Origin of the sequence: Bacillus paramycoides (assembly GCF_001884235.1) — a bacterium.
GTDB classification, from domain to species: domain Bacteria; phylum Bacillota; class Bacilli; order Bacillales; family Bacillaceae_G; genus Bacillus_A; species Bacillus_A paramycoides.
Genome location: NZ_MAOI01000004.1, coordinates 1 through 26,509, shown reverse-complemented (window position 1 = coordinate 26,509; position 26,509 = coordinate 1). Strand labels below are relative to the sequence as shown.

The 26,509-nt window shown below is 35.1% G+C and carries 18 protein-coding genes and 3 pseudogenes; 14 read left to right on the top strand and 7 right to left on the bottom strand.

Annotated elements, in window-relative coordinates; all coding sequences use genetic code 11:
- Window positions 1–71 precede the first annotated feature (71 nt).
- Window positions 72–1,217, top strand: a complete 1,146-nt coding sequence (locus BAU28_RS00180; protein ID WP_071717341.1) for an acyl-CoA dehydrogenase family protein — start codon at window positions 72–74, stop codon at window positions 1,215–1,217.
- A gap of 225 nt (window positions 1,218–1,442) precedes the next feature.
- Window positions 1,443–3,059, top strand: coding sequence for a long-chain fatty acid--CoA ligase (locus BAU28_RS00175; RefSeq protein WP_083594438.1), 1,617 nt, complete (start codon window positions 1,443–1,445; stop codon window positions 3,057–3,059).
- A 140-nt stretch (window positions 3,060–3,199) separates the two neighbouring features.
- On the opposite strand, the pseudogene BAU28_RS31495 reads toward BAU28_RS00175, so the two are convergent.
- Window positions 3,200–3,369, bottom strand: a pseudogene (locus tag BAU28_RS31495) (IS6 family transposase); the annotation flags it as partial.
- 361 nt (window positions 3,370–3,730) lie between these two features.
- On the opposite strand from BAU28_RS31495, the gene tnpB reads away from it, so the two are divergent.
- From tnpB to BAU28_RS00120, 10 genes are all read left to right on the top strand, one after another.
- Window positions 3,731–4,852, top strand: a complete 1,122-nt coding sequence (gene tnpB / locus BAU28_RS00165; protein WP_071717338.1) for an IS200/IS605 family element RNA-guided endonuclease TnpB — start codon at window positions 3,731–3,733, stop codon at window positions 4,850–4,852.
- A 552-nt stretch (window positions 4,853–5,404) separates the two neighbouring features.
- A complete protein-coding gene (locus tag BAU28_RS00160) occupies window positions 5,405–5,974 on the top strand; it encodes a methyltransferase (protein WP_071717337.1) in 570 nt (189 codons plus the stop codon).
- Between the two features lie 230 nt (window positions 5,975–6,204).
- Window positions 6,205–6,513, top strand: a complete 309-nt coding sequence (locus BAU28_RS00155) for a hypothetical protein (RefSeq protein ID WP_071717336.1) — start codon at window positions 6,205–6,207, stop codon at window positions 6,511–6,513.
- 816 nt (window positions 6,514–7,329) lie between these two features.
- Window positions 7,330–8,241, top strand: a complete 912-nt coding sequence (locus BAU28_RS00150) for a LysR family transcriptional regulator (RefSeq protein WP_071717335.1) — start codon at window positions 7,330–7,332, stop codon at window positions 8,239–8,241.
- A 243-nt stretch (window positions 8,242–8,484) separates the two neighbouring features.
- Window positions 8,485–9,684, top strand: a complete 1,200-nt coding sequence (locus BAU28_RS00145; RefSeq protein WP_071717334.1) for an acyl-CoA dehydrogenase family protein — start codon at window positions 8,485–8,487, stop codon at window positions 9,682–9,684.
- Window positions 9,685–9,702: 18 nt separating this feature from the next.
- The gene (locus tag BAU28_RS00140; protein WP_071717333.1) at window positions 9,703–10,887 is read left to right on the top strand and encodes a CaiB/BaiF CoA transferase family protein; all 1,185 of its coding nucleotides are present in this window, start codon (window positions 9,703–9,705) and stop codon (window positions 10,885–10,887) included.
- Between the two features lie 26 nt (window positions 10,888–10,913).
- A complete protein-coding gene (locus BAU28_RS00135) occupies window positions 10,914–12,488 on the top strand; it encodes a class I adenylate-forming enzyme family protein (RefSeq protein ID WP_071717332.1) in 1,575 nt (524 codons plus the stop codon).
- A gap of 82 nt (window positions 12,489–12,570) precedes the next feature.
- Window positions 12,571–13,812, top strand: a complete 1,242-nt coding sequence (locus tag BAU28_RS00130) for an MFS transporter (protein WP_071717331.1) — start codon at window positions 12,571–12,573, stop codon at window positions 13,810–13,812.
- Window positions 13,813–14,037: 225 nt separating this feature from the next.
- Entirely contained in the window at window positions 14,038–15,462 is a 1,425-nt protein-coding gene (locus BAU28_RS00125) for a M20 family metallopeptidase (RefSeq protein WP_208610955.1), read from the top strand.
- A gap of 142 nt (window positions 15,463–15,604) precedes the next feature.
- The gene (locus BAU28_RS00120) at window positions 15,605–16,000 is read left to right on the top strand and encodes a YidH family protein (RefSeq protein WP_071717330.1); all 396 of its coding nucleotides are present in this window, start codon (window positions 15,605–15,607) and stop codon (window positions 15,998–16,000) included.
- Between the two features lie 848 nt (window positions 16,001–16,848).
- Here the strand turns inward: BAU28_RS00120 and BAU28_RS00115 are convergent.
- The 4 genes and pseudogenes from BAU28_RS00115 to BAU28_RS00095 form a co-directional block, all read right to left on the bottom strand.
- Window positions 16,849–17,535 carry an IS6 family transposase gene (locus BAU28_RS00115; RefSeq protein WP_071717329.1) on the bottom strand — a complete coding sequence of 229 codons (687 nt, stop codon included), beginning with the start codon at window positions 17,533–17,535 and terminating at the stop codon, window positions 16,849–16,851.
- A gap of 375 nt (window positions 17,536–17,910) precedes the next feature.
- On the bottom strand, window positions 17,911–18,570 hold the full coding sequence (locus tag BAU28_RS00105; RefSeq protein WP_071717328.1) for a protein kinase family protein: 660 nt from the start codon (window positions 18,568–18,570) through the stop codon (window positions 17,911–17,913).
- Window positions 18,571–18,642: 72 nt separating this feature from the next.
- Window positions 18,643–18,759 (bottom strand): annotated as a pseudogene (locus BAU28_RS30800) (recombinase family protein); the annotation flags it as partial.
- A 59-nt stretch (window positions 18,760–18,818) separates the two neighbouring features.
- Complete coding sequence (locus tag BAU28_RS00095) at window positions 18,819–19,961, bottom strand: SH3 domain-containing protein (RefSeq protein ID WP_071717327.1); 1,143 nt, start codon at window positions 19,959–19,961, stop codon at window positions 18,819–18,821.
- A gap of 651 nt (window positions 19,962–20,612) precedes the next feature.
- Here BAU28_RS00095 and BAU28_RS00090 point away from each other — a divergent pair.
- Entirely contained in the window at window positions 20,613–22,022 is a 1,410-nt protein-coding gene (locus tag BAU28_RS00090) for a branched-chain amino acid transporter BcaP (RefSeq protein WP_071717326.1), read from the top strand.
- Between the two features lie 168 nt (window positions 22,023–22,190).
- Here the strand turns inward: BAU28_RS00090 and BAU28_RS30795 are convergent.
- Window positions 22,191–22,430 (bottom strand): annotated as a pseudogene (locus tag BAU28_RS30795) (zinc ribbon domain-containing protein); the annotation flags it as partial.
- Between the two features lie 10 nt (window positions 22,431–22,440).
- On the bottom strand, window positions 22,441–23,253 hold the full coding sequence (locus BAU28_RS00085) for a carbonic anhydrase (RefSeq protein WP_071717325.1): 813 nt from the start codon (window positions 23,251–23,253) through the stop codon (window positions 22,441–22,443).
- A 2,230-nt stretch (window positions 23,254–25,483) separates the two neighbouring features.
- On the opposite strand from BAU28_RS00085, the gene BAU28_RS00080 reads away from it, so the two are divergent.
- Window positions 25,484–26,509 (top strand): collagen binding domain-containing protein (locus tag BAU28_RS00080; RefSeq protein ID WP_244158049.1); only part of this gene is annotated, 1,026 nt, incomplete at its 3' end.

Genomic DNA, 26,509 nt, shown 5'->3' with positions numbered 1-26,509 from the left:
ATAATGATAATTATGTATGAAGAGAGATATATTTGATTCTAACAAACAATAGCGAAAGAGGGAGTGGAAGTATGGCTAACACATACCTGCATGAAGAGCATAAAATTTTTCGCAGTGCCCTTCGTAAATTTTTAGAAAAAGAAGCGGTTCCGCACTACGAACGGTGGGAACAAGAACGCATAATCCCACGTCAATTTTGGGGTAAAATGGGGAATGAAGGGTTTCTTTGTCCGTGGGTAGATGAGAAATATGGAGGGCTTAATGCTGATTTTGCATACTCCGTAATTTTAAATGAAGAATTGGAGCGTGTGGGTACTAGTTTAATTGGAATAGGACTGCATAATGATATTGTCGTTCCATATCTAGATACTTATGGAACAGAAGAACAGAAAGAACGTTGGCTCCCAGGATGTGTCAGTGGGAATTTAATTACAGCCATTGCGATGACAGAACCAGGAACAGGATCAGATCTTGCAAATATTAAAACAACAGCTGTAAGAGATGGAGATTTTTATATTTTAAATGGTGAAAAAACATTTATTACAAATGGGATTCATTCAGACTTGGTTGTTGTAGCATGTAAAACGAATCCGAAAGCAACCCCTGGTTACAAAGGAGTTAGTCTTATTGTAGTAGAACGGGGTACTCCGGGCTTTTCAAGGGGAAAAAAATTGGATAAGGTTGGCCTTCATAGTCAAGATACGGCAGAACTAATCTTTGAGGATGCTCGTGTACCAGCTAGTAATCTGTTGGGAGAAGAAGGAAAAGGATTTTATTATTTGATGGAAAAATTGCAGCAGGAACGTTTAGTAGTAGCGATCGGAGCACAAGTAGCAGCAGAAGAAATGTTAAATATGACAATAGAATATACAAAAAGCAGAAAGGCGTTTGGTCAGGCAATTAGTAAATTTCAAAATACTCAGTTCAAAATTGCGGAAATGGCGACGGAAGTGGAAATTGGTCGTACTTTTTTAGACAACCTAATTGCGGATCATATGGAGGGAAAAGATATTGTAACCCAAGTCTCTATGGCAAAATGGTGGTTGACAGAAATGGCAAAGCGAGTCGCAGGTGAATGTATGCAACTCCATGGGGGATATGGGTACATGGAGGAATATCCTATTGCTCGAAGATACAGAGACATACCGGTAGCAGCGATTTATGCTGGAACAAATCAAATCATGAAAAGTATCATTGCTAAAAACCTTGGTTTATGAAGAGAAGACACCTTGTTAGATTGAGCTAGAAAAATATCGCAAATAATTATCTGAATATTCTTTATTTAATATTTATAAATAGGGTAACTGAATTGATGAAAATATCGCCTGTGTGTAATATTTACCCCATGCCAAAATTACTGCTAATCCTGATGTTTGTTTAGAGGTAAATAAGTATAAAGAAGAGGCTTTTACCATTCATAAAAATATGAGGAGCTGATTATGGTGATGAATACACCGTTATTACTAACATCCTTTATTGAACGGGCGGAACGATATTTTCCGCATAAGTACGTTGTATCGCGTACAGGTGACAAAATCCATCGCTTAACATACGCTGAGATTGGAAAACGAACTCGAAGACTAGCCAGCATGCTAGTGAAATTGGGTATGCAACAGGGGACGAAAATTGGAAGTTTTGCATGGAATCACCATCGTCACTTGGAGACGTATTTTGCGGTACCGTGCCGAGGTGCCGTTTTGCATATGATTAACATTAGGCTTTCTCCGGAACATCTTGTGTATATTATTAATCATGCTGAGGATGAGGTGCTATTGGTGGATAAGGATTTGCTGCCAATAATAGAAAACATTGCGGACAAACTTTCGACTGTAAAGGCATATATCATTATGAGTGATGATGAAACTCCGCCAGAAACAACGTTATCCAATGTGTATTCTTATGAGCACTTACTACAGCAGGGCGATGAGGAGTTTCCGTTTTTGCATGACTTGGATGAAAACGCTCCTGCTGGTATGTGTTACACTTCGGCAACGACAGGAAATCCGAAGGGGGTTGTGTATACTCATCGAGGAATTGTCCTTCACAGTATGACGCTAGGTCTTGCAGATTCAATGTCTTTATCGGAACAGGATATTTGTATGCCAATCGTTCCTATGTTTCATGCTAATGCATGGGGATTACCATTTGCATCTGCCTGGTTCGGAACGACACAGGTCTTGCCAGGTCCGTCTTTTACACCAGCCATTCTTGCAAATCTTATTGAAGAAGAGAAGGTTACCCTTACGGCGGGAGTCCCAACTATTTGGCTTGGCATGTTAAAGGAACTTGAAATGAATCCAAGAGACATTAGTTCTCTTCGTATGATAATATCAGGGGGCGCCGCAGCGCCTAAAAGTCTCATTTGTGCATTCGAGGAAACGTATGGTGTACCATTCGTTCAAGCATATGGCATGACAGAAACTGGTCCACTTGTCAGTCTAGCTATCCTAACATCTAGTATGAAACAGTTGTCCATAGATGAAAAGATAGAGATACGAGCAAAACAAGGGCTTGTTGTGCCTGGACTCGATGTGCAAATCACGAATGAAAATGGTACAGTGCCATGGGATGGAAAGACGATGGGAGAATTGGGGATAAGAGGACCTTGGATTGCTAGCGAATATTATCGAGATGAACGTACTCACGAAGCTTTTCGAGATGGATGGCTCTATACAGGGGATATAGCGACAGTGAATCAACATGGTTATATTAAGTTGACGGATCGAACAAAAGATTTAATTAAGAGTGGCGGTGAATGGATTTCATCCATAGATCTTGAAAATGCCCTTATGTCACACGAAGCCGTTTTTGAAGCAGCGGTAATTGCTATACCACATGAGAAATGGCAGGAACGACCGCTTGCATGTGTGGTGTTGAAGGATGACTACAAAAATCATATAACTAAGGAAGAGCTTATAGTATTTTTAAGAAACCAGTTTGCTAAGTGGTGGATTCCTGATGATGTAGTATTTATGGACGAATTGCCAAAGACCTCGGTTGGAAAATTTCTGAAGGAAGCGCTGCGAAATAATTTCAAACATCATTACAGCACAGTATAAATCTAGGACAAAGATTACATTTGTTTGAAATCGGCACATAGATTCTTAATGGAATGTGATTTTAAACAGTAATCCCAAACCATTAATGGATACATTTCACTTGACTTTAACCAAATTTGTTCGGGAAAACAAGTTGTATTTTTTACTATATACATAGCTTCTATTTGAGAAGGAATAGATTTAGCTATGCTAAAAGCTAACATCGAACGAACTCGTTTTTAATAACAGGTCTCATTACTAAGCTATTGAGATATTTCACTTCGTATATTTGGATGCCTACTGGCATCTTTTTTTCTTTCTTTAATTTTTCCACTGTTTGATGATGATGTGGTTCTACTAGAAAAATGCGAAAAACATACACTAAATCAACAATAAAAAGAAATATTTGGCATATAAAACGCCACCCTTTCTGTATATTTCTACAAAAAGAATAGCGTTTTTTTTCGTTTTATCATTTTAGCCAAGAAGACTCCTTCCTCAAGGAACGTGAAGGGTCGCAGCCCAGTGAGTAGGTGGGAGATGAATTGGCTTCGGACAAGAGATGGCATGAAGCCATCTTAATTGTTCGACATATGTAAAGTGTTACGGGGCAATTTGTCATTATCACTTCACTACCTATCGAATGTATGTTTGTTGTATGATAGACACATGTCGAAATGGAGGTGAAACGAATGATTATCAATAAAGCATATAAATTTCGTATATATCCAAATAAAGCACAAGTAACTTTAATCAATAAAACGATTGGTTGTTCTCGTTTTGTATTCAATCATTTCCTATCTCTATGGGATAACGCATACAAAGAAACAGGAAAAGATTTGACATATGGTACATGCTCTGCCAAACTTCCTGCCATGAAGAAAGAGTTTGTTTGGTTAAAAGAAGTAGATAGCATTGCTATTCAGTCGTCTGTTCGCAACCTTGCGGATGCTTATACACGTTTTTTCAAAAAACAAAACAGTGCTCCGCGTTTCAAATCTAAGAAGAATACCGTACAATCTTACACCACAAAACAAACAAATGAAAACATTGCCGTTGTAGGAAATAAAATTAAATTGCCAAAACTAGGTCTTGTTCGATTTGCCAAAAGTCGTGAAGTAAATGGACGTATTTTAAATGCTACGGTTAGACGGAACCCTTCTGGCAGATACTTTGTGTCATTGTTAGTGGAAACAGAAGTGCAAGAATTTCCGAAAACACATTCTTACATTGGAATTGATGTAGGACTAAAAGATTTTGCCATTTTGTCAGATGGAACAACCTATAAAAATCCGAAGTTTTTTCGATCATTAGAAGAGAAGTTAGCGAAAGCACAGCGTGTTCTTTCTAGAAGAACGAAAGGATCTTCTCGCTGGAATAAACAACGAATAAAAGTTGCTAGAATTCATGAATACATGTCAAACGCTAGAAAAGATTACTTGGACAAAATCTCAACTGAAATCATCAAAAACCACGATGTTATCGGTATAGAAGATTTGCAAGTATCGAATATGTTAAAGAATCATAAGTTAGCAAAAGCAATTAGTGAGGTATCATGGTCACAGTTTCGAACCATGTTGGAATATAAAGCAACATGGTACGGCAAACAAGTCATTGTCGTATCGAAAACATTTGCTTCAAGCCAATTATGTTCTTGTTGTGGATATCAAAACAAAGACGTTAAAAATCTAAACCTACGTAAATGGGATTGCCCTTCTTGTAGTACACATCATGATAGGGATATTAACGCAAGTATCAATCTAAAGAATGAAGCGATAAGGCTTCTAACCGCAAGGACTGCGGAGATAGCCTAATAAATTAGAGTTCGATAGAACTCTTTACTTAGGAATCCCCCACTTCTAAACGAAGTGAAAGTGGGGGTAGTTCAAGGATACATTTTCTTAGCTTGATAGCGATGGGATCCCACCCCACATCCATCAACTTAAAAATATTCAGTAGACCCTAAAAACATTTTTTCCTTCTCTACAGACAGTTATTAAATTATATTGATAAAATTTTAAATTATATTCAATTTTCTTTACAGATTAAAATAGTTATTTTTTTAACCGATATACCAAATTATAATTGTTATAATTAAACAAATAAAATAAAACAGTAATTTTAGAAGTATAATATTTTCGCTCATATTAATGCGTAATAACTAAATTACTGAATGTAATCGACAAAATTCTACTATTTACGCACTGAAAATTTAATGTTTTAATAAATATGTAATCATTGTAATATATAATTCATTTTAAATTTATGATATAAATTATTTGAAAATTATTTAAATTCTTTAAATAATGTACCATGTCAGTATTTAAAAGGTTATATACCGTATATTAAAAAGGAGGAAGAAAACTATGAAAATGAAACGTAAATTAGTAATGTCAACCGCTCTTGCAGCAATGTTAGCTACAGGAGTAATACCATCTACATCAGTGTTTGCTGCAGAAACAGAAGGTTCTATTCAGCAAGTGGAATCAAAAACTATTAATATTCAACCTTTTGGACAGAATAATTTGGAGACAGCTGTTAATGCTGCGTTACATGGTCCTGAAGTAAAAAAACTAAAAATATTTGATCATGAATTTAATGTAAAAGAAGTAGAAGTAGTAAATTTAGGCGAAGGGAAGATATATGTTAAGGGGAAAATTTCTCATCATTTAAGTTATCGTCTAGATGATCAATTTTATTATGAGTTTACAGTACAAGATGGAAAGGTAATAGATGGGCCTAAATATAATATTGATAGGGGTGGTTGGACACCAGTTGCGGCTCCACTTTTATCAATTATTGCTGCGTATAATGGGATTCCCGTTAATCCAAATGGTTTAAATACACTTGGTCAACAGCTTGGAAGAATGATAGATGGAAGCTGGGAACAGGTAGCACAATCTATTGCTACTGTAGTTAGTTTAAGTTGTAAATAAGTGTGCGTAAACAATATACTCTATATTAGAAGTTTTAAGGATATTTATATGTTAATGGAAATGCAGAACAAATTGGAGTTTCTTCTGAACAATACAATAACTACATAATAGGGATTCAACAAGAAAATGATTTAATCAAAAATGGTTATCTTAATCTTCAATCAGACACTAATGGTAATGTTATAAATCTCAACCCAACAGCTGATTTTGAGCAATATGCACAAATTAAAATGCAACAATTTGTTAAAGATCAACCTCAATATGTATCAGCAGAATTTTATTCGTGGGGATTTGGATTAAAATTAAATGAAAGAGAAACTTCTAAACTTGTTAAAGTTCTTGGTACAGCAAGTGTAGCTGCTTGGGTTGCTGCAGAATTAGCAGCTGCAGGATATATAATATTACCTGCAAGTGTACCAACAGGACTAATTGCAGCTATTATTGGCTTTTCAGCAGCATATGTTGTTATGATTGACAATGGAAGAGGTATAACTATTGGAAGAACATGGTGGGGAACAAGAAGAATATATGCTAATTAAATGGTGAGTTTTATGATACAAAAAATTTACGCTTAATACTATCTATACTTGTACTTGTCGGTCTTTTTTCTTATAACAAATTAGGGCTCAATTTAATAGTGCAAAAATTCATTTTATATTTTTAAATTTTTTTATGTTTAGTAGCTTGTATTCATTTCATTGTTAATAGAAAAGATTTTAAAGAAAAATTAAATTCTTCACTATATATTTTCATTTTAATCATACCCATTGTTACGGTAATTTTGATAAGTTTTCTTATCAAAATTATTTAATTATATAGAAGTAGCACTACATCTCTATCAAGCTAACAAAACTAAATTTCTTTAAAATGAAAAAAACGCTATTCTTTCTGTAGAACCATAGGAAAGAATAGCGTTTTTTGGCATGAACTTATTGGGGTAGTATCACACATCCATCAAGCTAAGATTTTGAAATAACCCCAAAACGAAAATTTTATATCTCTACAGTTATTTATGAGAACTCAGCTCATTTTTTTCGTTTTGGGGAAGAATGTGTTTCTTAAGTTGATAGCGATGTGGTGCTACCCCTCTATGTTTTAAAACATAATAGGGTAAAAATGTGTTGATAAGCAGCTGCTATATGGTAATAGGCAGTCTTGAATTTTGGTATGAAACGGAGTATCCACAGGATTATTATTAATGAATCACGAATTAATTGTATATCTATAGAATATAAGAAGCTGTTTTACAGAAGAGGTAAGATAGGATTATATAATCCCATTAGGCATAGCTAAAAATGACATATTAATAATTTTTGAAGAGAACACTCTTCTACAATTGGAGGAGAAGATTTGTAATGAACATTGAACAATTACAATATATCATTAGGGTTGCTGAGACAAGATCAATTTCTATTTCATCAGAGAGTCTACATATCTCTCAGGCTGGAATTAGTATGGCCATTACGAGTCTAGAGAAAGAATTAGGTATAAAAATATTCGAGCGCTCGCGAGCGGGGACAATACCAACAAAAGAAGGAAAGGACATTATTCAAAAAGCCTATGAGGTTGTTAGCAAACTACAAGAAATAAGAGATAAAGCTAATACTTATACAGATGTTATGGAGAAGGAATTGAGACTTTCATCCACTCAAGGACTATTTCTCACCATTTTGCCTCAAGCTTTAGCTTTGTTTAAGAATAAGCATCCCAATGTAAACGTTTTTATAGAGGAAAAAGGTGGATATTACGTTATCGAGGATGTAATTAAGAATAAAGTTGACATTGGATTAATGCATCTCCCAAAAAGAAAATTGAAAGAAGAAGGATTGGATTTCCGGATTTTATTAGAAGGAAAGCTTATTGTCACTGTTAGTAAACATTCTCCATTGGCTAACCTAAAAAGTGTAACTCCACAGGAATTAATTGGACAAAATCTTGTGGTCTATAACGGGCCGAACATGAATTCCTTTATTCAATATTATTTTAAGCATTTTGGAAAAATGAATATCTTATTTTCTACAAATAATACAGAAATTATGAAAAAAACAGTGGCAGAGAATTTAGCTATTTCTTTTTCTTATGATATTGGAATAAGTAGCGATCCATATTATTTGAGTGGTGAACTTATTGCTATTCCTTTAGTCAATATAGATCGTAATTCCTTAGATTTAGGGTGGGTACAATCGAAGAAACATGGCTTATCAAAAGCTGGGAAAGAGTTTGTTAAATGTCTTGAATATATATCTAAAAATAGTACGTTATCTTAGGATACGTACTATTTTTTATTTTAAGCATTTTTTAGCAATCTAATATCAATTTTATTTAAGTTATTATAAATAATCGTTAATTTACTTAAATAAAAATTATACTTATAATAAACTAAATATTTATAAATTTCAGATTTTAAAAACTTAAGAAAGTGAAATTATGATGCGAGATAGGCGAGCAGATTACAATCTAGGTATTTATTAAACCGTATGAAATTAAATAAGTAGAAAGAAGGGGAATAAATGATAACAGTATCTGAAAAGGATTTAAATGTACTTCATACAAACTTGTGCAGGTTCATTCAAGATGAATTGCTTCCTTTTGAAGCAGAACAAAAATTGAATGCAGAAGAGGATATTCCAATGGAAGCAATTAAATGGGTGAGAAAACGATCTAGAGAATTGGGGTTTTACGGGATTAACCTACCTAAAGAGCTTGGAGGACAAAATCTTAGCTTAAAAGGACTATGCATACTGAAAGAAGAACTTGCTCGTTCGGGAGCGATATTATGGGGACAAGTTATTGGTGAAATAGGAGGACCGTTGAGGATTGGGCAAATGTTGGGCAGTTTTACACAAGAACAGAAAGAGAAATATATTATGCCGATTGTAACTGGCGAGACTAGTTGTTGTTTTGCCCTAACGGAACCTAATGCTGGTTCAGATGCATTTGCAATTGAGACAACAGCTGTTAGAGACGGCGATGACTATATATTAAATGGAAAGAAGCACTATATAAGTGCGGCTCCTTATGCTGATTTTGCTATTGTTATGGCTAAAGAATTGCTAAGCGAAAAGAAAGAGAGAATCACAGCCTTTATTGTAGACAAAAAAACACCGAATACTTCAGGTTTTGAATTAGGTAATATTCAAGTTCCAATTTCAGGAGAACGTATCCATGCTGAATTAATATTTAACCAATGTCGGGTGCCAGCTTCCAATATTATAGGAGAATCGGGAAAAGGATTGTTACTTGGATTGCAAAGAATTAGTGTAAATCGCGCTTCACATGCTTGTGGATTTGTTGGGATAGCTCAATATCTTCTCGACTTATCAATTAAACAAGCTCAAACTAGGATTCAATTTGGGAGAGCGATTGGGGAATTCCAGGCCATCCAGCATATGCTTGCCGATATGGCTACGGAAATTTATGCGGCTAGATGTATGGTTTATGATGTCATTGAAAAAATTGATCGGGGAGAAGAAAAACGAATTGATGCTTCGATGGCTAAGCTGTATGCAGCAGAAATGGTCAACCGTGTAGCTGATAAGGCAATTCAAATTTTTGGATCGCAAGGATTAGAAAAAGGGCATCCTGTCGAGAAAATGTACAGAAGTGCAAGGATGTTTAGGATTCTTAGTGGTACTTCTGAAATTCAGAGAAATACGATTGCCAAGGAGTTATTAAAAGAAAAGGCCTCAAGTAATTATTTCAAAAGATAATGAAGGGAGAGTAAATAGATGGATCGTGATTATTTTAAACAGATAAAAGTCATTGATTTATCTCGAATGCTGCCTGGACCATACTGTACTATGCTACTGGGTGATTTAGGAATGGAAATTATTAAGGTGGAAGATACCGAGCATGGTGATACGACTAGGGGGACAGCAAAACCGATATTCAATATGTTGAACCGTAATAAGAAATCAATCGCCATTAATCTAAAAGAGGAAGAAGGGAAAGAGGTTCTGCGGAAGTTAGTGGAGGAGGCAGATATATTTTTAGAGGGGTTTCGTCCAGGTGTTTTAAAACGCTTGGGATTCGGATATGAGCAGGTGAAAGAAATAAATCCACAGATTGTATATTGTTCTTTGTCCGGTTACGGACAAACAGGTCCTTATAAGGATCGTCCAGGCCATGATTTGAACTTTTTAGCATTAGCCGGAATGATTGGTATTCCATCGCAAATGGAAATGCCTACGACACGACCTGCTACTCGAATAGCTGATTTGGCGGGAGGGCTAATGGCCGCTTTTTCAATCCTTGCTGCCTTTATGGATTCCAAACATTCAAAGCAGGGGAAATATGTGGATGTTTCTATGACGGATGTTTTGGCGACTTGGGTGGGACTGTTCTTACCTGCTCTAATCAAAAGTGGGAAAGCGCTTTCGGGGAAAGAGTGCCCCTTGGTTATGCCTGGAAATGATATGTATGAATCTAAAGATAGGAAATGGCTGACCCTTGGACTAAATGAAGAAAAGTTTTGGGATAAGTTCCTTCAATGCTTACAGGAAGAACTTCCTAATAGCAGTGTGGAGCAATGGAGAAACCCTGTATGCAGAATGCGTAAAAAAGTAGAGCTACACTATTTAATAAAAGAAACCATTCTATCTAAGTCCTTTAGCTACTGGGAAAGAAATTTCAATTTATTGGATATACCATGGGCTCCTGTCAATAGTGCCATTGATGTTATCAAAGATCAACATTTAAAAGTACGTCAGATTTTCAACAATTATATTAATACGGAAACAGGGGAAGAAGAACTACAGATTCGATTTCCTACACTATTTTCTACATCACTTCCTTCTTTACAGAATTCAGCCCCAGCGTTAGGACAGCATACGGAAGAAATATTAAAACGCTTGAATTATCAGTCTCAAGCTATAGATCATTTACAAAACATAAAAGCGGTGGGAGTCCGCTAATAGATTAATAGGAGGTATGGTTATTTATGGAACAGATGACATTCCAATCACTGCTTTTAAAAGGAATAGAGAGATTTGGTGAATTGCCAGCTATCACCTTATTGCCAGAAGAAGAAACATTAACATACAAGGAGCTACTAGAAAAATCACGATGCATAGCAGAGTATCTACTCTATTTAGGTGTGGAGAAAGGTACCCATGTGGCCACTCTTATTCCAAACAGTCTTGAGAATGTATTGTTTAATGTAGCTTTTGCTCAATGCGGAGCTACTTTAATACCCTTAGGAGAAAAACTAGGGGTTCGTGAAGTTGACTATATTTTGAATGAAGCAAAACCCAAATTGGTCATTATGGCAACAAACTCTCATGTTCAAACAGTTCTTGAATACTTAGAAGGAGCAGAAGAAAGCTCGGTCCACGTTATTGGTCTGCCTGGATTCGATATACATTATCCTGAAAAATTCGAGGTATTCCGATGGCCAAAACAATCAGTATGTCTAGATGTACCGACTGTCTTACCAGAAGATATTGCCCTTTTATCTTATACAGGTGGAACTACAGGAACTCCTAAAGGTGTAATGCATTCCCAAAAAGGACTAGGAGCTGCTATGATCTCTGCTTGTATTGAGGATCCACTTGATGACCAGGATAGGGTGTTGTTGAGTACACCGCTCGTGCATTCAGCTGGTTCGCTTCTATGGAGATCTCTTATCTCAGGAGTGCACGTTTATATTATGCATGGATTTCAAGGGGAACAGATTATGAACGCAATTAAGGATTATAGGATTACAACTACATTTATGGTACCAACAATGTTATACAGACTACTCGACCTGACAAAGAAGAGTACTTACAATGTGAGCTCCTTACGAAATATCTATTACGGTGCTTCACCTATTTCTCAAGAACGTTTGAAGGAAGCTTTTGAAGTGTTTGGACCTGTTATTCGCCAACAGTATGGAATGACAGAATGTAATATTGTTATCTCAAGATTTTCTAAAAGTGCTCATATGTGGGCATTCCATAATAAATTAGAGGCATTAAAAAGTTGTGGAAAGCCATGCTTATTGACGGAGATTCGTATTATTGACGATCACGGCAATGATGTTAAGCCCTTAGAAAATGGAGAGATTATTATTAAATCCCCAGCAATGATGGCTGGATATTATCAAAGGCCAGAACTAACTAAAAAGGTAATCCGTGACGGCTGGCTTTACACAGGTGATATTGGGAAGTGGGATGAGAGTGGATTCCTTTATATTGTGGATCGGAAGAAGGATATGATCATTTCTGGCGGGATGAATGTATATTCAGCAGAAGTAGAGCATGTAGTGAATCAGCATCCAGCGGTTTCTCTGTGCGCGTGTATTGGCATTCCTCATCCTGATTGGGGTGAAGCGGTATGTGTAATTATTTCTAAAAAGAAGGGAGCTAGTTGTACTGAAGACGAGATAATCAATTTTTGCAGACAAAATACTTCTAAATACATGGTACCTAAAGAGGTTTATTTCCGTGAAACCTTTCCACTCACAACAATTGGAAAGATTGATAAGAAGGAGTTGAAAAAGAGTTACTCACAACAAATAGTAGAAAATAGATAAATCAAAAGCCAGGAATAATTATTTTCTTCGCGGCTATAAACTCTTTTGTTTGAAAGCGTTCTCTAAAAAGGAGTGAAAATAGATGAATAGTTATCCGGATAGAAAACGGAAATTCATTATTCTGGGTCTTCTTTTCGTAGGAATGATTTTAAGTTTTTTTGATCGTTTAGCAATTAATGTGGGAATTATTCCTATTGAGGAAGAATTTCAACTTAATCCATCACAGACCGGATTACTGATAAGTGTTTTCTTTTTTAGCTACTCTATTATGCAACTGCTTGGTGGGTGGCTGACAGATAAGTTTGGTGCAAGAATAATGATTACTATTTCACTCATAAGTTGGTCAGTATTTACGATGTTGACTGGTTTTGCATGGTCTTTTTCTTCTTTATTATGCATTCGTTTTTTATTCGGATTAGGGGAAGGGCCGTTTCACTCAGCAGCAATATTATCGATCTACGAAACCTTCCCTGAAAAAGAAAGAGGTAGGGCAAATTCCTTTTTCATGTCTGCCCAAAGTATTGGAGGGGTTTTAGGCAGTGTAGTTGCGGCTTCACTCATAGTAATACTTGGTTGGCGCGGAATGTTTATAAGTCTTGGTATACCTGGTTTTTTAATAGCCTTTATTTTCTGGCTTGTCTTAAAACCTCAAGATATCAAAACAATAGAAAAGAGTAACCAAAAAATGAATAAAGTTGTTTTGAAGGAGTTATTTAAACTGGATAACACATGGAAAATCGTTTTCACTAAGTTTTTTGCAAGTATAGTCAACTGGGGCCTGATTTCCTGGATGCCTATATACTTGGTGAAAGAAAAAGGGCTTGATTTAGTTTCGGCTGGTGGATTAATAGTAATCCCGTATATTGCGAGTTTTATAATGTTTAATCTAAATGGCTGGCTTCTTGATAAATACATGATAGGTACGGAAAAGTACCTTGTTATTACAGGTTCTGTTTTAACTGCAGTATTTATTATTTTGATGTCAAATGCTACAAATATAGCATTTTTTATCACCTTTTTTACACTGACTGCCATGTCTATATCGTTCATTGGAACGACACTTCTTACTATAGTATTAAAATATGGACCAAAGGAAGTCATTGGCTCAATATCGGGACTCGTAAGCTTTGCAGGTCAAGTTGCTGGTGCAATTTCTCCTGCTGTTATTGGATTAATTATTAGTTTTTTCAATGGTTCCTATGATGCAGCATTTTGGCTTTTAGTTGTTTCCGCGTGCTTGGCAGCAGGTGTTGGGTTTACTTTAAATAATAATAACAAAACACATTCATCTCGAAAGCAGATTAAAAAAGCAATTTCTAATTAACCCTCCTAAATAATGCAGCCTTTCTGTATTAACAAGTCAAAAACGTTACTCAGATAAAAATAATTATTTTCTACGTTGTTTTATGATGTAATACTTGTTTGGCTGACTGCCTGTATGAATTCTTATTGCCTAACCAGATACACTTCAATCAATTTTACAAATAGAGAAAGCTTACAGTATCTATAAATCAAGTGATTGATAATTTGAAAAATAGAGGTGTTTGATATGATAAATTATGAAAGAATATCCAAAATTATTGAGGGAAATAGAGAAACATTTATTGATGTAAGCGACCGTATTTGGGAATACGCTGAAATTCGATTCGAAGAGTTTCAATCTTCCAGAATAATTTGTGAGGTGCTAGAGGAAGAAGGATTCAAAGTAGACTGTGGTGTCGCTAGCATGGAAACTGCTTTTATTGGAAGTTATGGAAGTGGGGGTCCCGTAATTGCCATTCTTGGAGAATTTGATGCTCTTCCTGGATTAAGCCAAAAACGTGGAATACCAACCCGTGAGTCAATTGAAGAGGGAGGGAACGGTCATGGATGTGGGCATAATTTGCTAGGCAGCGGATCATTAGCAGCGGTATTTGCAGTAAAACGTTATATGGAAGAAAATCAAATAGAAGGAACCATACGTTATTATGGTTGTCCAGCTGAGGAAGGGGGATCTGGAAAAACGATAATGGTACGTGAAGGTCTATTTCATGATGTAGATATTGCACTTTCTTGGCACCCTTATCCTTTTAATGCGGTAGTATCAGTGACCAATCTTGCAAACTATCAAGTTTATTTCAAATTTAAGGGGAAAGCGTCTCATGCATCGAATGCACCTCATCTCGGACGTAGCGCATTGGATGCTGTAGAGCTTATGAATGTTGGAGTGAATTTCTTACGTGAACATATCATTCCAGAAGCTCGTGTTCATTACGCTATTACTAATTCTGGAGGAACGGCACCCAATGTTGTACAAGCTGAAGCAGAAGTACTCTATACAATCCGCGCTCCAGAAAGATTACAAGTAGAAGAGCTATATCAGCGCATATGCAAGGTTGCAAGAGGGGCAGCCATGATGACTGAGACAGAAGTTGACATTATTTTGGATAAGGGATGCTCCAACCTGGTTCCAAATCATACACTCGAAGCCATTATGTATGAAAACTTTCGGGAACTTGGCGTTCCTAATTTTGATGAAGAGGAAATGGGGTTTGCACATCATATTAGGTCTACTTTAACAGTAGAGGATAAGAAAGGTATGCTACCGATACGGGACGGGGCGGATTTTGCTGAACAGCTGAAAGATCAAGATTTATCTACCATACTTTTGCCATATACGAAAAAAACGTTTCACATGAAAAGTTCAACAGATGTAGGAGATGTCAGCTGGGTAGTACCTACTGTACAATGCGCAACTTGTTGTTTCGCAATGGGGACACAACCCCATACATGGCAGATTGTAGCGCAGGGAGGAACATCACTGGGGCATAAGGGGATGCTTCATGCAGGAAAAGTAATGGCAGCTACTGCTATCGAAATTTTACTTCGGCCGGAAGTCGTTAGTCAGGCAAAAATGGAACTACAGGAAAGATTAAATGGCGCTAGTTATGTTTGTCCAATCCCACAGGGAGTCCGGTCTGTTAAAAGTCTCTAGTACTGTAAAATCTCTATGATTTTATAGGGTACGGTACTAAAGAAAAGAGCCATTTAAGGCAATAAAATGTAATGCAAGAAGAGCGAGTATTTTCTCTGTCTCTATTTTCCAGCTGTTAATAAAGGGGGAAGATGTCTTATTTATGGAAGCTTTAAATAAGATAAAAGATATAACGGGAGAAAGTGTGAAATATGCCCAACAACATTTAGCGAATGAAAGAACTTATTTAGCATGGATACGAACAGCTATATCTATTACAGGAGTAGGATTTTTAACGACTTCATTGCATTTTACTATTAAGATCAGTTCCAATCCCTATATAAATATACTAGTAATAGTTCTTGGGATTTTTGCGTGCGTTATTGGTTTTATAACGGGCATATTATCTACTATTCAATACGCAAGAAAAAGAAGAGAAATCCAGGCCGGTATCTTTATCCCATCTAATTACTCTATTATTTTCATATCTATTCTGTTTTCCTTGTTAGTTTTTATGATTTTTATGTATCTATCTTTCATATTATTTATGAAAATCTAAATTAGACGCGAGATATCATGATACTAGTTGTTTGTTTCTTAAGTATAAGGTATGGGTGACGTAAAAAGCTTCTCTTTGGAAAAATCTAAGGGAGGATTTTTATTATTAAATGGAGGAATGTTGAAATTAAAAAATCAAAATTTCGATTTATCTGTTATGTGTCGCTTTTAAATAAAGTCACAGTGTTTATAAAAAAGACGCGATGTTTTGCCCCCCCTTTAGATCTATTTATCTAAAGGGCTGTTTTTATAGGGGTACCACCCCATCTCCATCAAGCTAAAAGAACGAGTTATCCCCAAACAATAAATACGAGCAAAATGCACAAAATTTTCGTTCTGGGGGTGGTATGAGATTTTAAATTGATGGCAATGGGGTGTTTTTCTTGTTTAGATTGATGGGCATGTAGCTGTATCCCAATAAGCCCTATCGTCGATAACGCCACTGATAAAATAGACAGAAGAGTAATAGGATTAAAATGGTTAATAATGTTTTCAAGTAAAGCCCACTCCTTAAATATATTATAAAACTAGTGTAACACATAAATTGTACTGCTTTTAAAAAGCTCGTGTGAATAAACTGAAAAACACGCTATTTTTATTAGTTGTTTACTTCAGATAGCGATGGGATAGTACCCAGTATAAAATGAAAAGCTCTAGCGTGAGAATGAAGAACTGAGAAAAGGGCTTGATTTACTAAAAAAGTTACTTTATTTAATTAATCTGAGGCATGAAATTTTTAACTAAAAGACTTTGGATCCATTTTTTCCCATAAGGGAAATACCTATTTGAAAAGCTTCTGTTGCAAAGTTTGAAAAAAGCATAAACAGGTTGATAAATGAGGAGCAATGTTTATGAAGTAGCTAGTAATTGTTGAAGTTCATTGTACGTTGAAAAGGCGGAGTCTCTTTGAAGACTTCGCCTTTGTTTATATAGGGCATGAATGGTTTCAATGCCTTTTATCGTACGTGAAGCATGACGAAGATTTTGAAATCCTGCGGATTTGGCAAAACGTCTCTTTACATGCCTATGATCCTGTTCAATAAGATTGTTTAAATGTTTGATTGTACAATGGATTGTAGTTTGATAAAATCCTTTTTTTCTTAATTTGTTAAATGCGCAAAGTAGCGCTGGGGCTTTGTCCGTTGTGAGAACCGTGGGTTCTCCAAATGTTTTTACGAGCCCCTTCATAAAAGCATAAGCAGCCTGATAATCTCGCTTTTTGCGAAGTTGAATATCTAATGTGTGACCTTCTTTATCAATCGCACGATATAGGTAACACCATTTTCCTTTGACTTTGATATAAGTCTCATCCAATTTCCAAGATACATGTACATGCTTATTTTTCTTCTTCCAAATTTGATAAATCAAATTTCCATATTCATGAACCCATCGCATGATGGTTGTGAGATGAACAGATACACCACGTTCGTTCAAAATTTCAGATACATCCCGATAACTTAAAGAAAAACGACAGTAGTAGCCGACGGCTACCAAAATAATATCTTTCCTGAATTGTTTTCCTTTAAAATATCTCATTTAGGATTCTCCTCACTCTGTTTTGCAAAAGTTTAGCTTACTTTCAAAAACTTTGCAACAGAACCCGTAAAAACATTTGAGAACCAACAATCTGTACGGTATGGTCACAGTACCGTAGCCCACGAACCTATATGGTCTGTTGTGGGAGTGGTGATGGCACACCGCAATCTTGCACGTCAGCGATACCAGAAATGGACTTCGCCTTTGGTAGCAAGAATCCCACTGACGTTAGTCAGCTGGCCCCTTTAGGGGTGGGAGTGTCAATTCATGAAGTTATAAAATTAGGACCGTACATATTAGACATATCTAAAATATACAGTCCTTTTGTTCCCTAGTGGTTCACTTATCTAACCTAAAGATAAGTATGTGGTCCTTTTACAATTTGAATTTCTTTTTAAGCTTCTTATATTTTCTATATGAACGTCTAACAATGTTTAACATGAAATACGGTATTTTAACAGGGAAAGACAATTTATAAATGAAAGGCAAGTAAAATGTAAAATATGCCTTTTCTAGGTCTCTCCACTTACTATCTTCTTTTGTTTTTAAGAAATCAGATACATCGACTACATAGCCCCTTCCGTTTTCCATCATCACATTTTTCCCGTGAACATCACAAGGAGTTAATCCTTGTTCCCTTGCATACTCTAAAGCTTCATTGATATCAAGGATTACCTGCTTAGGAATTTTAATCCCCTTATGAATAGCATCGTATAAGGTAATTTCTTTTAAACGTTTCAATACTATGAAATTTTCTCCTTTATATATAAGCTTCGAATAAGAAGGATGACTTCCGATTCTTCGGTATACTTCTGACTCTTTTTCAATTCCTTCTCCTTCTCGCGCGTAAACTTTCACTACCCAATCTTTGTATTCTTTGTGCATAAATACTGCGGCATAATTACCTGTCCCTAAACACTTCCAAAGTCTAGGAATATCTTTAACTACTACAGGCTCGAATTCATCCTCACTTCTTATGCTTACCTCTTTTAATAATTCGTCCTTTATCAATCCCACAAAACTATTTATACTCATCATTCCCACTCCGGTTTTGTTAAAAGGGGTCCCATCCACATTTTAAAATGAATATGTCAAAACATATACATTTTAATTTTTCTCATACTGTTTGGCAAGTTTATAAAATGAGGAATGTTTGATGCCATACTTTTTCATAGCTCCTACGGCTGTAATTGAACCAGATTTCCATTCCTTGTAAGTATCCAAAAGAACCACCCGGAAATAAATCCTTAGTGGTTCTCTTTACAAATACTTGGTACAATACTTTACTGAACTAGATAAGGTATGGGATTCACTGCATTTGTTTTTTCAAAATTCCACTCGCCGTTATGTAATTCAAAATGAAGATGTTGCCCTGTTGAATGTCCTGTATTCCCCATGTGTCCTATCATTTGTCCGGTTTCAACCCGATCACCCGCTTGTACTGTACGATCCTTTAAATGTGCATAAACGGTTGTATATAATTTCCCATCTATCGTATGAGCAATAAACACAACATTTCCATAGGAATTAGAGTAGTAGGATTTTATTACTTTTCCGCTTGTTGCTGCCAGGATTGGAACTTCACCTGGAGCTGTGAAATCTACTCCGTAATGCATTTCTCCCCAACGAACATCAAATATAGAGCTGACTATCCCTTTCGTTGGGTACTTGAAAACAGCTGGAATAGAAGGAGTTTCTTGTGGTTTGTTTTGTAATACATAATGTTTAGCTACATATCCAAAACCTGAACCGAAACGTATTTTATACCAAGAACCTACTGTTTCTACAACTTGTAATTGGGTACCATTTTTTAAAGATCCAATTATAGAAGTGTTAGTTCCCGTTCCGCTTCGCACTCTTAATACAGGAGTTGCAACATAATAAGATGAATTTCCTTGTACGGTGGTTCCTTTAACCATTGAATAGGAACCATCAGAGACAAATTCTTTTTTCACATATCCTGTTTTTCCATTATAAGAAATTTTATACCATTCACCACATTCTTCTAAAATGGAGATGTATTTTCCATTTGGTAGTACACCGAGAATAGTAGATTCTGCATTTGGCTCTATACGAACATTTAATGCAATCGCATTTACAATATATTGATTTTTTGGTTGTGTTTGTTTTGTGGGAGAAAGATAAGATTTTTGCATGTAGCCAATTTTATTTTGTACATCTACTTTATACCAGTCAGGTGTTGTTTTTATTATTTTAACTGGAGTATTGAATGTAATATTTCCAATAGAGTTGCTATTTGTAGTAGCATCCTGATACAGATGTACTTTGTCAAAATTTACAAATCCGATTTTTACTTTGTCATTTTGTGGTATTGATACAGCATGAGAATCAGCTGCTACTACTGAAGGGAGAAGTGTAGCAATTGCAGCAGTTGTTAATGAAAAAGTGGTAGTGATCATCTTCATATAATAATAAGCCTCCTTGGGGAATGTATTACAACATTAAAATGAAAACAATATTAAAGTGAAAGATATTTAAAGAATAGCAGACTTTTAAAAGTTGTGGTAAAAAAATATCAAAAAAATGTCGAATTGAACAGAATTTTCGGTTTTTTTGTTGATTCGTGTTATTTTTTATGTTAAACTCATAACAACAAAGAAAGAGAAAACAAAAACCCTTATCTAGTAAGATATCAGAATTTTTAGTTTTCTCCGATCGCTTTACTTCTTGTGCCGTAGAAGTTTGTGCATTTTTTTCCACTCTTTCTTTGTTTTACCCTATAAAAGAAAACAACCTGTTTTTATACAGGTTGTTTTCTTTTGTAAAAATTTAATTTGTTGTTTTTATAACAGCTGGGATTACTATTTTAAAATTATTATGGTTTATAGGGAGGCAACAGGTAATAGATTGGATAGTTAATGCCTTTTGGAATGATGGGAAATAACCAAAAAGAAATAAGGAGATGCTTAAAGGTCTTTAAAAAGATTGAATTTTCTAAAAAGCATTTACAAAAATATTTATTTGAATTAGAATACGAGATACAATGATTCGACATTATACGACAAAAACGATATCATTTTTCAGAATATTACAACAACCAGAAGCGAGGTATCTATATGAATCTATTTCGAAAAAAATCTATTTCAGCATTATTAGCACAGTCAGAACAAAAAGGAGCATCTTTAAAAAAAGAACTCGGTGCATTTGATCTTACTATGCTCGGGGTCGGCGCTATTATCGGAACTGGGATTTTCGTTCTTACCGGTGTTGCAGCAGCAGAACACGCAGGACCAGCACTTGTTTTGTCGTTTATTTTATCCGGTTTAGCCTGTGTATTTGCAGCATTATGTTATTCTGAATTTGCATCAACTGTACCGGTATCCGGTAGTGCGTACACTTATAGCTATGCAACATTTGGAGAATTGATCGCTTGGATTTTAGGATGGGATTTAATTTTAGAATATGGATTAGCTTCATCAGCCGTTGCATCTGGTTGGTCAGGGTATTTACAAGGATTATTAAGTGGATTCGGTATTACATTACCTACTACTTTAACAAGTGCATATAGTCCTGAAGCGGGAACATATATAGACTTACCAGCGATCTGTATCATCTTTCTAATGACGTTGTTATTAACAAGGGGAGCAAAAAAATCAGCGCGTTTTAACGCTATCATGGTAGCTATCAAACTTTTGGTTGTCTTACTATTTATCGGCGTTGGCGCTTTCTATGTAAAGCCTGAAAACTGGACACCTTTTATGCCGTTCGGCTTCTCTGGCGTAACAACTGGGGCTGCAACTGTATTCTTTGCTTACATTGGATTTGACGCTGTATCAACAGCTGCTGAAGAAGTCAAAAATCCACAGCGTAACATGCCAATCGGCATTATTGTTTCTTTAACAATTTGTACGATTCTATATATCGTTGTTTCATTAGTTTTAACTGGGATTGTACCTTACGATCAGTTAGGTGTGAAAAACCCTGTTGCATTTGCACTACAATACATTCAACAAGATTGGGTTGCTGGTTTCATTTCTTTAGGAGCGATTACTGGAATTACAACTGTATTACTTGTTATGTTATATGGACAAACACGATTATTTTACGCAATTAGCCGCGATGGCTTACTACCAAAAGCATTTTCTCGTGTAAATAAAAAAACAAAAACACCTGTTATCAATAGTTGGATTACTGCCACTATGGTTGCTTTCTTTGCTGGTTTTGTTCCTTTAAGTAAACTAGCAGAATTAACAAATATCGGTACATTATTCGCATTCATCGTTGTATCAATTGGAGTAATTATTTTACGTAAAAAACAACCAGAACTACCGCGCGCTTTTAAAGTGCCTTTGGTACCATGGATTCCTGCTTTAGCTGTTCTATTCTGTGGATACTTAGCATTACAACTCCCAGCAACAACATGGATCGGCTTTACAATATGGCTTGTAATTGGACTTGTTGTCTACTTCAGTTACGGTTACAAAAATAGTACACTACAAAAGAAACAAAAAGAAGACGTAGCATAATGAAAAAGCTGTTGTCCCATTAGGACAGCAGCTTTTTTCCGTTCTGGTACAAAAAATAATATCATTGTGTATCCTGAAATTATTCTTGAACTACTTACCACTTAACATCCTTACGGACTGTTTGAAGTGGGAGATTCCTAAGTACAGAAACCTAACGGTTCTAATTCATTAGGCTATCCTCGTAGTTCCAACGATTAAAAGGCGAATTGCTTTGTTTTTAAGATTGAGCACTGCATATTGACCTCTATCGTTTTGTGTGCCACAAGAAGCACACCCTCACTCACGGATGGTTAGATTTTTTACGCCTTTGTTTTTATATCTACAATTGGAACATAATTGACTAGAAGCGAATGTTTTAGATACCAAAACCACTTGTTTGCTATACTATTTTGCTTTATATTCCAACAATTCCTTATGTTTACGATACTTCCCTTCCGTTAATCGGCTGAACTGGTCGGTTATTCGTTGGGAATAATTTATGGAACGCCTCAATTTGTTTTTTGGACATCTCTATTGTCTGTTTCATCACAATCCACTGAACATTTTCTGTACAAGGAGGTGTTGTCAAAGAACCCATGTAACGAAATGACGAACGATCTGAAGGAAGAAGCTGTTTTATATCAATGGTATGCTGCACATCACCCTGTGTATTTTTGCTGTTCGGGAGATTTTCCCACATTTCTGCAAAACCTTCGTTTTTTTGTCCTTCTTTTATCATAATACCTACTACTGCTAACTGACCTTGATCATTTTGATGGACCAGATGTAGTTCCATATCTGCATGTTTTCCTTCAAATTGATGTTCACTCGGTGTATGGAAATGGAATTGTTTTAATGTGTAACGACTTTCTCCAAGCGTGAGATAATCATCAGAACTATTTGCTTTCCCCTCAATACTATGTCCATTATTTTTAATAGAAAATGATATTGGTTGATAATTAATTTGTAAATGATTAGCATCCTCAACTGTTGATTTTATTTGTTCCGTTTTGATATCTATCGGAGATTGTTCTTGCCCATTTAAACACATTTTGTATTCTGGTTTCAATTCTCCCCAGTGCTCTGGACCAGTAGTCCCTTCATATGACCATTGCGTATTTTTCTCTGTAGATTTTTCTTGTGTAGCTGTATCCTTTTTTGACTGTTCTTGTTTTGCTGTGTTACACCCCATCAACACGGCACTCATTGTTAATATAAGGGGAGCTTTATAAAGAAACTTTGAACCTTTCATACTGTTTCCTCCTAAGATGATAAAATATTGTATTTAAAGAATATTGCGTGTAACTAAAGGTTCTGTTACAAATTCATCAAAAATATCAAGAATCTAGAGAAGCATCGTTCCATTATTATGCAATTTAAACTTTTAAATAGAAAAATGGGATATCGGAAGCTATACAGTTAATTTGTGAGCAAAGGAGTAACTGTGCTCATTTCTCAAGTTAAAAAAGCTTTATACAAAGCCAGATTGAAGTCAAAAGTTATTAAATACTATAAGAAATGGAAGCAAGAACATATTACATTTCCTAATTTGCTATTATTCCGTGTGTCCTCATTTAGCATTAAATAGAATGACTTCTTACCAATACCCAAAATCGATTTTGTAATCTAATTTGGGTTCCAATTTTATTAATCTAATCATTTTTAATTGGCATTACTTCATTCATTTCGAAACAGGGGCTTGCTTTTCTACTAAATGTTTTGTCCTGTCCATACTCCCCCCCTTATATCTAATTGAGATTGACTTTCATTTTATATTCATTATAATTATATATAAATTATTAAAAAAAAATCAATATAGATTTATATTTTTTGATGTGATACTATATATTTCTGGTTCTGTTGCAAAGCTTTCGAAGCGAAGTTATGCTTTTGAAAAGATAAACGGAAGCGTAATAAGTTAAATATTTTAAAGTAAAACAATTCAAACAAGATATTATTTGGGTGTTTTTGATCAAATCTGTGAAATGGGGGAATTAGCTTAATTGGGGTCACTTTCCATCACCATCAAGCTAAGAAAATATCCCAAAAATAAAAAAATGACTTCTCAAGATGAAAATGTACAAGTTTTTATTTTGAGAGCGTCATAAAATTCTTAATTAGATGGATATATATGGCGATCCGTGTTAATTAACGACCTGTATTGTTTCGTGAAAAAAATGTCGAAATTATGCGAAATTTGAATTTTTTTGTCTTGTTATACTTTATATTTGGTGCTAAACTCATAATACAAAGAAAGAGTGGCTAAAAATACCCTTATTTAAACAGAAAATATTGAAGATTCAGTTTAATATAAGTCTGATTGATATTTACGCTTACTACTCTTTCTTTGTTTTATTTTATATATTATATCGGGTATAGATAGGGGGGACTGAGATGTGATTAATTGGTAAAAGTAGAGTGTGAGTATTCTGTTATTCTTATGACACCTTGATTACTTAAGTGCACATTTATTACAAATATTTGTAAAGGGAATTGAGGCCCATTGTGCCGATCTAGCAATGTGAAATTTGGTTTCATGCCAATAAAGAAATAAGCAACAACAATTAATTATGAATCTAGTCGTCATGCTGAGAATTTAATTGAAGGTTTGGTATAGCGAGATTTAACCATGAAGTTTATAAGTCATGTAGATTGTGATTAAAGTTCTAAATTCATAAGCGGACATAAATTAGTGAACGTTACTGTTTATTCTTTTAAAAAGCATAGGACTATTTAATTATAAACCTTGGAAATGATATATAAGAGGTACATGAATAAACAAAATTGTTTGTGGTTTTTACTAAATGAATCAAAATTTAGGCTGAGGTTTAGCACAAGCACTTAAGGATGATATTTCGGTGTATGTAGGAGCGAGTATAAAATAAAAAGCTTATCCCAAATGAGGTATTAATTTATGTTTGTTTTTTTAATTACAAAATCAGTTACAAAAGTTACAGAAACTATTTTTGGTATCTAAATAGTTTTATATTATGGATGAGAGCATGGGGGGTAATGCCTGTAGGAGGGGGCAAAAGGTTCTGGTAAATAAAATTGTGAATTAATAAAAAGGTGCTATCAAATTGGTACATACTGATGCTATGAATCTGAAAATAATGGAAAGTAGTATGAATAAACTGATAGCATTGAAATGAAAACATTATTAATCAGAAATTTATGCTATCTATAAGATGGTAGATATGATACATGCTTTCAAGATTTGATAGGGATGATGATATACGTAACATCAATAGTTACAATAATATCAATAACTATTAAATTTGTAAATAGTAAACTTAGTTAAATTAATGTTAGATTAAAGAATTGAAGCTTATTGGAGGGGAGAGAAAGCGTTTATAGAAATCTATTTTCAAGTTTTTTAGTTTATAACTGTTGAAAGAAACGGAATGCCATCAGCCTATTAAGTCATTGTCATTGTATATTCATATTAGAATCCATCTAATTATAATTTATAGGAGAATGACATGATAAAAAGAGTGACTTCGATTTTTTCGATTATAATGATTTTTATATTTACTATAGGTCAGAATTTCACATCTATAATAGCAAGTGCACAAGAATTAAATACGGCCGGGTTTGTTGATAACTTTACGTTTGACAAAACAGATCTAGGTTATGGAGAACGAACGGGAATAAAAGTTGATTTTAGTGATAAATCTGGAAATAAAATGAAGCAGGGAGACACACTAACATTAACGTTACCGCAAGAATTACAAGGATATAGTCGAACGATTGATTTAAAGAATGATGCAGGTGTCAGCTTTGGTACTTGTCAAGTATCGAAAACGAATGTGGTATGTACATTTAGCGATGTGGTGGAGAAACTTCAAAATATTAGAGGATATTTTTATTTTGAAGTGCAAGCAACTAGTAATGTAGGTCAAGATCAAACGTTAACAGTTGATACAAATCTAGGTACACAACTACAGACGAAAAGGATAACAATTAAGGGACCAACCAGTGGTGGAGGTGGTACAGCACCATTTGCCTATAAAACAGGTAGAATTGACCCGGATGCTCCAACTGAAGTGAAGTGGGAGATACCTATAAACAATAACAAGCAACAGCTAAGCTCTGATATTGTTTTGACTGATACATTACAATCGGGTCAAACATTAATACTAGATAGTTTTGTTTTGGGAAATGAAAATTTAGCACCTCAACAATTTATGGATAAGGGTTATGGAACTTTTACTTCTAACGGTAACTCTTTTGAACTTAGAATTAATAAGGATTATATAAGTGGTCAATCTTTCAATCTCAGATATAAAACTGCTATAACTGACAGTGGAATGAACCAAGAAAATTTTTATAATGATTATACGATTAATTACCAAGTTGTAAATGAGCAACCGGTATCTCATTCAGAAACTGCCAATGTTAAAAATATAAACGCAGGTGGCGGAGCGCAAGGTGATTTACCACCAAAGGGAACGTTACGAATCGTAAAACACATTGCTGGAGATGAAACAAAGTTCATACCGAATGCG